Genomic DNA, 7,441 nt, shown 5'->3' with positions numbered 1-7,441 from the left:
CCGCCGCGGTGCCGCAATTCATCTTGCCTGCGCCATCGGTGATCGCGGTGCGATTTGCGCAGTCATGGGCTGACGGCACCATGCTTCGCCATCTCGCGCCCACGGTGACCGAGGTAACCGTTGGTGGCCTGCTTGGCGGGGCGCTTGGCTTACTGATTGGCGTCACCCTCGGCCTCTCGGGCTCGGCGCGACGCGTGGTCAGCCCGTACCTCGTTGCGGCGCAGTCGACGCCGATCCTCGCCCTTGGACCGGTCCTCGTGCTCTGGCTTGGGCCGGGGCTCACGGCAAAGGTCGCCGTCTGTGCACTGATTACCCTCTTCCCTGTCGCGATCTCAACTCTAGTCGCCGTGCGCGATGTTGATGCCGGAACCCTTGAGCTGATGCGCTCGCTCGGCGCGACGCGTTGGCAGAGCCTTCGCTACGCACGCCTTCCGGCGGCACGTAGCGGCATCCTGGCTGGGGCACGCGTTGCCGCAACCCTGGCCGTGGTCGGCGCGATCGTTGGCGAGTGGCTCGGCGGCACTGCGGGCCTAGGCGTGTTGCTCAACCTTGCTCGCGGTTCACTCTTTGACACGCCACTTCTCTTCGCTGATCTGTTACAAATTGCAATCGTTGGTGTGAGTGCGTATGGCAGCGTACTTGTTATTGAGCGGGTAGTATCAAAAAAGATCGCCTAGAGCGATCGTAAATATATGGGGGGGTCAACAATGAATCGGATTCTAGTTGCGCTGCTTAGTTCTCTCGCACTGCTGATCTCGGGCTGCACGTCGAGTGCATCACCGACACCATCAGCATCACCTTCAGCTTCGGCGGCCGTGAAGCTCACGGTTGGCCTCGGCTACATCCCTGGGGTGCAGTTCGCCCCCTTCTATTTGGCGCAACAGAGCGGCGCATACGCCGCCGCGGGCCTCGATGTGACCCTGCAGAATCAGATTGATCCCGACCTGATCAGCCTTGTTGGTAGCGGCGCACTTGACCTTGCCCTCGCCGATGGCACCAGCATGATCCCCGCCGTCTCGCAGGGAATTCCCGTTCGCTATCTCGCAACGATCTACGGCGTTCTGCCGAACGTTGTCATCGCTAGAACTGACGCAGGGATCATGCGCCCAGCCGATTTGAAGGGGAAGCGCGTTGGGACGCCAGGCCAATATGGCTCGGGGTACCTGACCCTGCTCGGCATCCTTGGTGAGGCGTCGCTCAGCATTGGCGATGTATCGCTCGACCTCTACCCAGATTATGGACAGACGCAGGCGCTGATCAGCGGTGCCGCCGATGCGACGACCGGGTACGCCAACAACGACCTGGTGCAGGCGCAGGCCGCAGGCATTGAGGTGGAGGTTTTCTACGCCTCCGCTGCAGCACCGTTCGCAGGGCCGGGCCTCATCTCCTCTCCAACGACCATTTCCAGCAAGCGCGAAGCGATTCGTGCGTTTATTGCCGCAACGCTAGAGGCGATGCGACAGATTGCGGCGAACCCAGAGCTAGGCGTTGACGCTGCAGCGAAGGTTGTTCCTGAGGTTGCAGCGACCCCTGAGGCCCGCGCCAAATCGCTCGCCGTCATGCAGGCGACGGTCGGCGTATGGGCAGGCCCACTTCAGGAGAGCGCCGGCTACGGGGCGATTAGCGTTGAGGGCTGGGAGACGTCGATCAGCTTCATGCGCTCAATCCCTGGTCAGAAGGTACTCGATGGGCTGAAGGCGAGCGATATCGTCGACGAGTCGCTACTCCCGTAACCTGACCGCCCCTAGACGAGTGGCCACGGGAGTGGCGGCCAGTCAGGGCTCGGCTCCGGGAAGCAGTCAGTAGCAGCGAGATCGTTGACGCGCGCCTCCAGAGCGTCGATCTCCTCGCCATCGAGGATTGGCGAAAGCAGCGCGCGCAGCGCTCCGTTATCGGCCAGGTCCTCAACGCCGCGTGAGATAACGAGGCGCTCATCTTCGGTGAACGCTTTGCTGTGCCACGCCCAGAGGACCGTGCGCAGCTTCGGCTCAACGGCGAAGGTGACGCCGTGGTCAACGCCAAGGATTCGCCCGTCAGGGAGGGGGAGGATGTGCCCACCCTTCCTGTCGCCGTTATTCACGATCGCGTCAAATAGCGCGAGGCGGCGCAGCCCGCTATCGGAGGCGTTGACGAGATCAACCGCGCGATGCACCCCAACATGGTCAATCCAGAGTTGCACGGCACCCTCGCCGGCAGGGCCGTCGCGCAGGATCGTGGGCGGCACAACGCCGAGTTCGAGCGCCTCGCTCACAAGATATGCAGCGGTCTCGCGCGCCGCGAGGCTCCCCTCGGGGAAGTCCCAGAGCGGCGCTTCGCCGCGGATCGGCTTGTAGATCACCTGGAGCCCACCATCGATCTCGCAGAGGAAGCTGGCGTTGCTCGCCTGCGCGATGCGCCCGATCGGTTTAAGTTCAGGCGAGAGGCGCATGAGGCGAAGCGCCTCATCAATTTCAACGAGGCCGGAGGTGGTGGGGAGCGCCCCACGCAAGTTCGGTGCCGCTGCTGAGCCCGTCACCTCAGTTGAGGAGGGCGGCCTTACGCGCGCAGCGGTGCCCACGCGGATCAAGCGGCACGCCACAGTTCGGGCAGATCGGTCGACCCGCAGCAGCGAGCTGCAGCGCGTTCTCGGCGAATTCGAGGGCTGAAGCAACGCTGAGTGCTACGCGTAACACGTCAGGTCCGTCGGGTGCGTCGTTGATTGGCGGCGGGGCGGAGGCATCTTCAGCGCTCATGTCATCGCGAAACTCGAGTGTGAGGCGCGTGAGCAGCGGATCCCAGGCGAGGGCAATTGTGCCGACGCGGAACTCAGCGGTGAACGGCTCGGCGAGTGCCGGCAGCTTTCGCGGTAGCGGTAGCGGCGCGTTCGGGAGCTGCACGCTGCCACCCTCGCTCAGGTCCTTCAGCATCTCCACGATCCTGCGCGCAAGCACTGCAATCTGGCTCTTCTCAACGACAACGGTTGCGGCGATGCCGCCGCCGATTGCCTGCAGGTGGAAGATGCGCTGCCCAGGCTCACCAATAGCGCCAGCGATGAACTGGTCGGGTGGATCGAAGCGGATGATCCTTCGCGGCATCAGCGCTCTCCGCGCAGTCGCCTGAGGAGCGACGGCTTGTTTGGCTTCTCAGCGAAGCCGGCGGCCGCGCCCTCGGCTGAAAGGTTGACTCGCACCACGGTTGGGCGCTCGCCGCTGTAGCGAATGACGGTGATGCTGGCCGGGTCAATCGCAATGCGCTGGAATAGGTCGAGTGGCGTGCCGAGTGCGTCGGCAACGATCGCCTTAATGATGTCGCCGTGGCTGGCGCACAGCCACGTCTCGTCGTCGCTGAATCGCGCGTCAATCTCGCGGATCGCCTCAACTGCACGCGCTGAGGCGGCGCGGAGTGATTCACCATTAGGGAAGACCATCGCCGATGGCTGGCGCTGCACGGTGCTCCAGAGTGGGTCCTTCATCAGCTTGCGAAGCTCCTTACCCGACCAGTCGCCGTACTCCACCTCCGTGAGGCGCTCGTCGACCACGATGTCGGGGCGAGACTTAACGCTTGGGCCGCGCATTGAGCGCACCGCCTCGGCAGTCTCAAGGCAGCGCTGCATTGGTGAGGAGACGATGCTATTGATCTGCACCGCACTGAGCGCCTCGGCGAGCGCCGCGGCCTCTTTGCGACCTACTGGGCTGAGCGGAATTCCCTTGATGCGACCGCTGAGCTTGGTTCCGGTCTCGGCGGTGCGTGCGTGGCGAACGAGAATCAGGCGTGCCATCGGTCAGTCGAAGTGCTCAAAGAGTGGTGGGTAGCTGAGATCAATGGAGCGATTCTTGCCGCCGACTTCGGCGAGGGGTACCTCAACGATTGTGCCCCCCTTCAGTGCAACCATAACGCCGAGTCGACCAGCCTCAAGCGCCTCTACTGCAGCTACCCCGTAGCGTGTGCCGAGCACACGGTCGGCGGCTGTTGGTGCACCGCCCCGCTGCAGGTGGCCTAAGCGGGTGCATCGCACCTCAAGCCCGCTGCGCTCTTCGAGGATCGTGGCTAGTGCATCGCCAACGGCGACCTTGTCGAGTCGCGGATGCCCAAATTCATCGAGTGGAACCGACGTTGTCGTTGAGCCTGCGGCGGGAAGTTTTACCCCTTCGGAGACAACGATAATGGAACTCCCGTCGCCGATCGCGCGGCGTGCGTTCAGCTTGGCAACGAGTTCGTCGAGCGCTGCAGCGGTGAATTCCACCTCGGGGATGAGGATCGCGTGCGCGCCACCGGCGAGCCCTCCCCATGCGGCGACCCAGCCTGCGTCGCGCCCCATCACCTCAACGACGGCGACACGGTGATGCGATGCGGTGGTGGTAGCGATGCGGTCAAGCGCCTCGGTGACGATGTTCGCTGCGGTGTCGAAGCCGAGGCAGCCCTCGGTCCCCCAGACGTCGTTGTCCATCGTCTTTGGAATCGCGTTGACGGCTGCGCCGCGCTTGGCGAGGCCCGCAGCAACGGAGAGGGTGTCGTCGCCACCTATGGCGATCAGGGCGTTGAGGCCGAGCCCACGCATGTTTGCCTCGGCGGCATCGAGGCCACGCTCGCGCTTCAGCAGGTTCGTGCGGCTAGAGCCGAGCATCGTGCCCCCCTGGGCCTGGATGCCGTGTACGGCGGCGCGGTCGAGTGGTCGCGTGAGTGGGGCGCCAACCGTTGCGAGCCCCTTCCAGCCATCGAGGATGCCGACCACTTCGTGACCGCCCGCGGTGGCGCGGTGCACCACGGCACGAATCGCAGGGTTCAGCCCTGGGCAGTCGCCGCCACCGGTCAAGACGCCAATCTTGAGGCGTCCGCTCATCGGCTCGGTCCCGTCATCTTCTCTGGCCGAACGATCGCATCGAACTGCTCGGCGCTGACGTAACCAAGCTCAAGTGCCGTGTCGCGCAGCGTTCCGCCGCTGGCGTGTGCGCGCTTGGCGATCTCCGCCGCCTTGTCGTAGCCGATCAACGGCGTCAGCGCCGTCACCAACATCAGCGAGTCGTTGAGCAGTTCGGTGATGCGCGCTGCGTCTGGCTCGGTGCCGGCGAGGCAGTGATCGGCGAATGAGCGCGCCGCATCGCCAAGAAGCCGAATTTGCGCCAGCAGGTCGAGCGCGATCAGCGGCTTGAAGACGTTGAGCTGGAAGTTCCCCTGGCTTGCGGCGAAGGCAATTGCCGCGTCAAGCCCGTAAATCTGCACACAGACCATCGTCAGCGCCTCAGCCTGGGTTGGGTTCACCTTGCCCGGCATGATCGAAGAGCCCGGCTCGTTCTCGGGGATGCGCAACTCACCAAGTCCGGCGCGTGGGCCAGAGGCGAGCCAGCGCACATCGTTAGCGAGCTTCATCAGCGTTGCGGCGGTGGTGCGCAGTGCAGCCGAGGTCGCGAGTGTTGCCTCTTGCCCAGCAAGCGCGGCGAACTTATTCGGTGCGCTGACGATCGGTTCGCCGATGAGCTTTGCGATCGCCTTGGCGGCACGCTCGGCGAATTCAGGATGAGCGTTCAAGCCAGTGCCAACGGCGGTGCCGCCGAGTGCAATCGCGCGGAGCTCGCTCTGCGCCGCCTCAATGCGAGCGATGTCGCCCGCGAGCGCTGCAGCATGGGCACCAAACTCTTGGCCGAGGGTGAGTGGCACCGCATCTTGCAGATGCGTTCGGCCAATCTTCACGATGCCGCCCCAGGCGGCGGCCTTTGCGCTGATGGTGGCGTGTAGATGTTGCAGTGAGGGAAGGAGCGTCTTGCTGACGGCGAGCGTTGCAGCGATGTGGATCGCACTCGGGAAGGCATCGTTCGATGACTGCGAGAGGTTGACATCATCGTTCGGGTGAATTGGGCTCTTCCCGCCGCGCGTTCCGGTGGCACGCTCGTTGGCGATCGAGGCGATCACCTCGTTCACATTCATGTTGCTCTGTGTGCCCGAGCCGGTCTGCCACGTTGAGAGGGGGAACTCGCCATCGGCGCCGCCGCTCGTGACTATCGTAGCCGCCGCAACGATGAGCTTCGCCTTGTCGGCGGGGAGGAGTCCGAGTTCGGTGTTGACGCTCGCCGCAGCACTCTTGATGGTGGCGAGGGCGTGGATCACCGCAAGGGGCATGCGGTCGTTGCCGATGGCGAAGAGGTGCAGGGAGCGGGCCGTCTGGGCGCCCCAGTGCTGATCGGCCGGTACCTCGATCTCACCGAACGAATCACGCTCGGTACGCGACTTTTTTGCGTTGCTCATTGCCGCCTCCGATTTGGGCGCAGCGCGCCTCTCCTGTAAGTGTAGGATCGCACGCATGAGCATGGAGCAGGGGAGCCTGGCCCCCTTCACGGCGAGCGACGGGGTAACCCTCTTCCGGCGCGTCTATGAGCCCGACGGTGCGCCGCTCGGCGAGCTCCTCTTTGGGCACGGAATCGGGGAGAACTCGAGCCGCTACATCCAGTCGGCACGAGCCTTCGCCGCCGCGGGCTGGCGTACAACCACGTGGGATCTGCGGGGGCACGGGCGCTCCGAGGGGCCGCGCGGCTACGTGAAGGAGTTTCGCCGCTTCCACCTCGACCTTGCGGAACAGGTGAGCGAGCTGCAGCGCTCCGGGCGGTTTGTGGTGGTCGTCTCACACAGCCTTGGTGGGCTCATTGCCTTCGGCGCCGTTGCCGCTGGGCTCACGAAGCCCGAATACCTGGTTCTGTCTGCGCCCGCTCTCGAGGCCAACATCGCCACGTGGAAGCGAGTCGTCGCGCCGATCCTCTCGCGCGCCCTGCCGATGCTGCGCATCCCAACGGGAGTCGGTGCTGACACTAGCCCTGGACAGCGACTTGAAGATCTTGATCCAGGTGCGCCGGCACTTTTGCTCGCTGTAACGACGCGGTTTGGCGACGAGAGCTTTCGCGCGCAGAAGTCGGCTCGTGCCGTTGTCGCTGCGGGTGGCAATTTTCCTGTGCCAACGCTGGTAACGCAGGGTGAGGGCGATACGCTGGTGCGGCCTGAGTGGACGAAGCCTTTGGCAAGCCTCGGCAACGTTGAGTACCTAACGTTGAAGGGCTTTAATCACCACCCGTTTGCAACGCTTGCGTATCAGGTTGCCGTCGATGAGATCTTGTTGCGAATCGGACGACGCTAAGCGGGCCTAGTACTCCTGCCCGAGTGCAGCGCGTGCCTTAGCTGGATCATCAACGACAAAGGCGAAGGTTGCCCGCTCGCCCCATCGCCCCATGAAGAGGTGCCCGTAGACGTTCACGCCTGCGGCGGCGAGACGATCGAGCACTGAGAGCATGCCGCCCGGCTGATCATCAACTTCGGCAAGCACTGATTCACTCTCAATGAATGTGTAGGAGCCAGCCTCAAGCACCGCGCGCGTCTTCACGTCGTCGGCGGTCTTCAAAATAACGTGGCCGACCTCGCCGATCCCACCGCCACCGATGGCCTTGAGATCGACCCCCTGGCGCTCAAGCTCGCGGCAGAG

General features: G+C 64.2%; 9 protein-coding genes. 3 read left to right on the top strand and 6 right to left on the bottom strand.

All coding sequences use genetic code 11. From position 1 onward, the window contains the following. Positions 1-677 (top strand): ABC transporter permease (locus AC3LCN_RS05565; protein WP_488649077.1); only part of this gene is annotated, 677 nt, incomplete at its 5' end. A gap of 30 nt (positions 678-707) precedes the next feature. Next, positions 708-1,733: an ABC transporter substrate-binding protein gene (locus AC3LCN_RS05560; RefSeq protein WP_488649076.1), complete on the top strand. Its 1,026-nt coding sequence runs from the start codon at positions 708-710 to the stop codon at positions 1,731-1,733. A gap of 11 nt (positions 1,734-1,744) precedes the next feature. On the opposite strand, the gene AC3LCN_RS05555 is transcribed toward AC3LCN_RS05560, so the two are convergent. Genes AC3LCN_RS05555 through fumC form a run of 5 tightly spaced genes read right to left on the bottom strand, consistent with a single transcriptional unit; the run spans position 1,745 to position 6,219 of the window. Next, a complete protein-coding gene (locus tag AC3LCN_RS05555) occupies positions 1,745-2,515 on the bottom strand; it encodes an SCO1664 family protein (protein ID WP_488649075.1) in 771 nt (256 codons plus the stop codon). Between the two features lies 1 nt (position 2,516). Continuing rightward, positions 2,517-3,074: a DUF3090 family protein gene (locus tag AC3LCN_RS05550; RefSeq protein WP_488649074.1), complete on the bottom strand. Its 558-nt coding sequence runs from the start codon at positions 3,072-3,074 to the stop codon at positions 2,517-2,519. Continuing rightward, a complete protein-coding gene (locus AC3LCN_RS05545) occupies positions 3,074-3,757 on the bottom strand; it encodes an MSMEG_4193 family putative phosphomutase (RefSeq protein ID WP_488649073.1) in 684 nt (227 codons plus the stop codon). Before AC3LCN_RS05545 ends, AC3LCN_RS05550 begins: the two co-directional genes overlap by 1 nt. Before the next feature lie 3 nt (positions 3,758-3,760). After that, positions 3,761-4,819, bottom strand: a complete 1,059-nt coding sequence (locus AC3LCN_RS05540) for a 6-phosphofructokinase (RefSeq protein WP_488649072.1) — start codon at positions 4,817-4,819, stop codon at positions 3,761-3,763. Then, entirely contained in the window at positions 4,816-6,219 is a 1,404-nt protein-coding gene (gene fumC, locus AC3LCN_RS05535) for a class II fumarate hydratase (RefSeq protein ID WP_488649071.1), read from the bottom strand. The genes AC3LCN_RS05540 and fumC overlap by 4 nt, the downstream gene beginning before the upstream one ends. A 55-nt stretch (positions 6,220-6,274) precedes the next feature. Here fumC and AC3LCN_RS05530 point away from each other — a divergent pair, with 55 nt between their 5' ends. Next, positions 6,275-7,099: an alpha/beta fold hydrolase gene (locus tag AC3LCN_RS05530; RefSeq protein WP_488649070.1), complete on the top strand. Its 825-nt coding sequence runs from the start codon at positions 6,275-6,277 to the stop codon at positions 7,097-7,099. A gap of 6 nt (positions 7,100-7,105) precedes the next feature. Here the strand turns inward: AC3LCN_RS05530 and AC3LCN_RS05525 are convergent. Beyond that, on the bottom strand, positions 7,106-7,441 hold a 336-nt coding region (locus tag AC3LCN_RS05525; protein WP_488649069.1), incomplete at its 5' end, for a hypothetical protein.

This window comes from Candidatus Limnocylindrus sp., assembly GCF_040397215.1.
GTDB lineage: Bacteria > Chloroflexota > Limnocylindria > Limnocylindrales > Limnocylindraceae > Limnocylindrus.
This window is presented reverse-complemented; position numbering and strand designations above follow the sequence as displayed.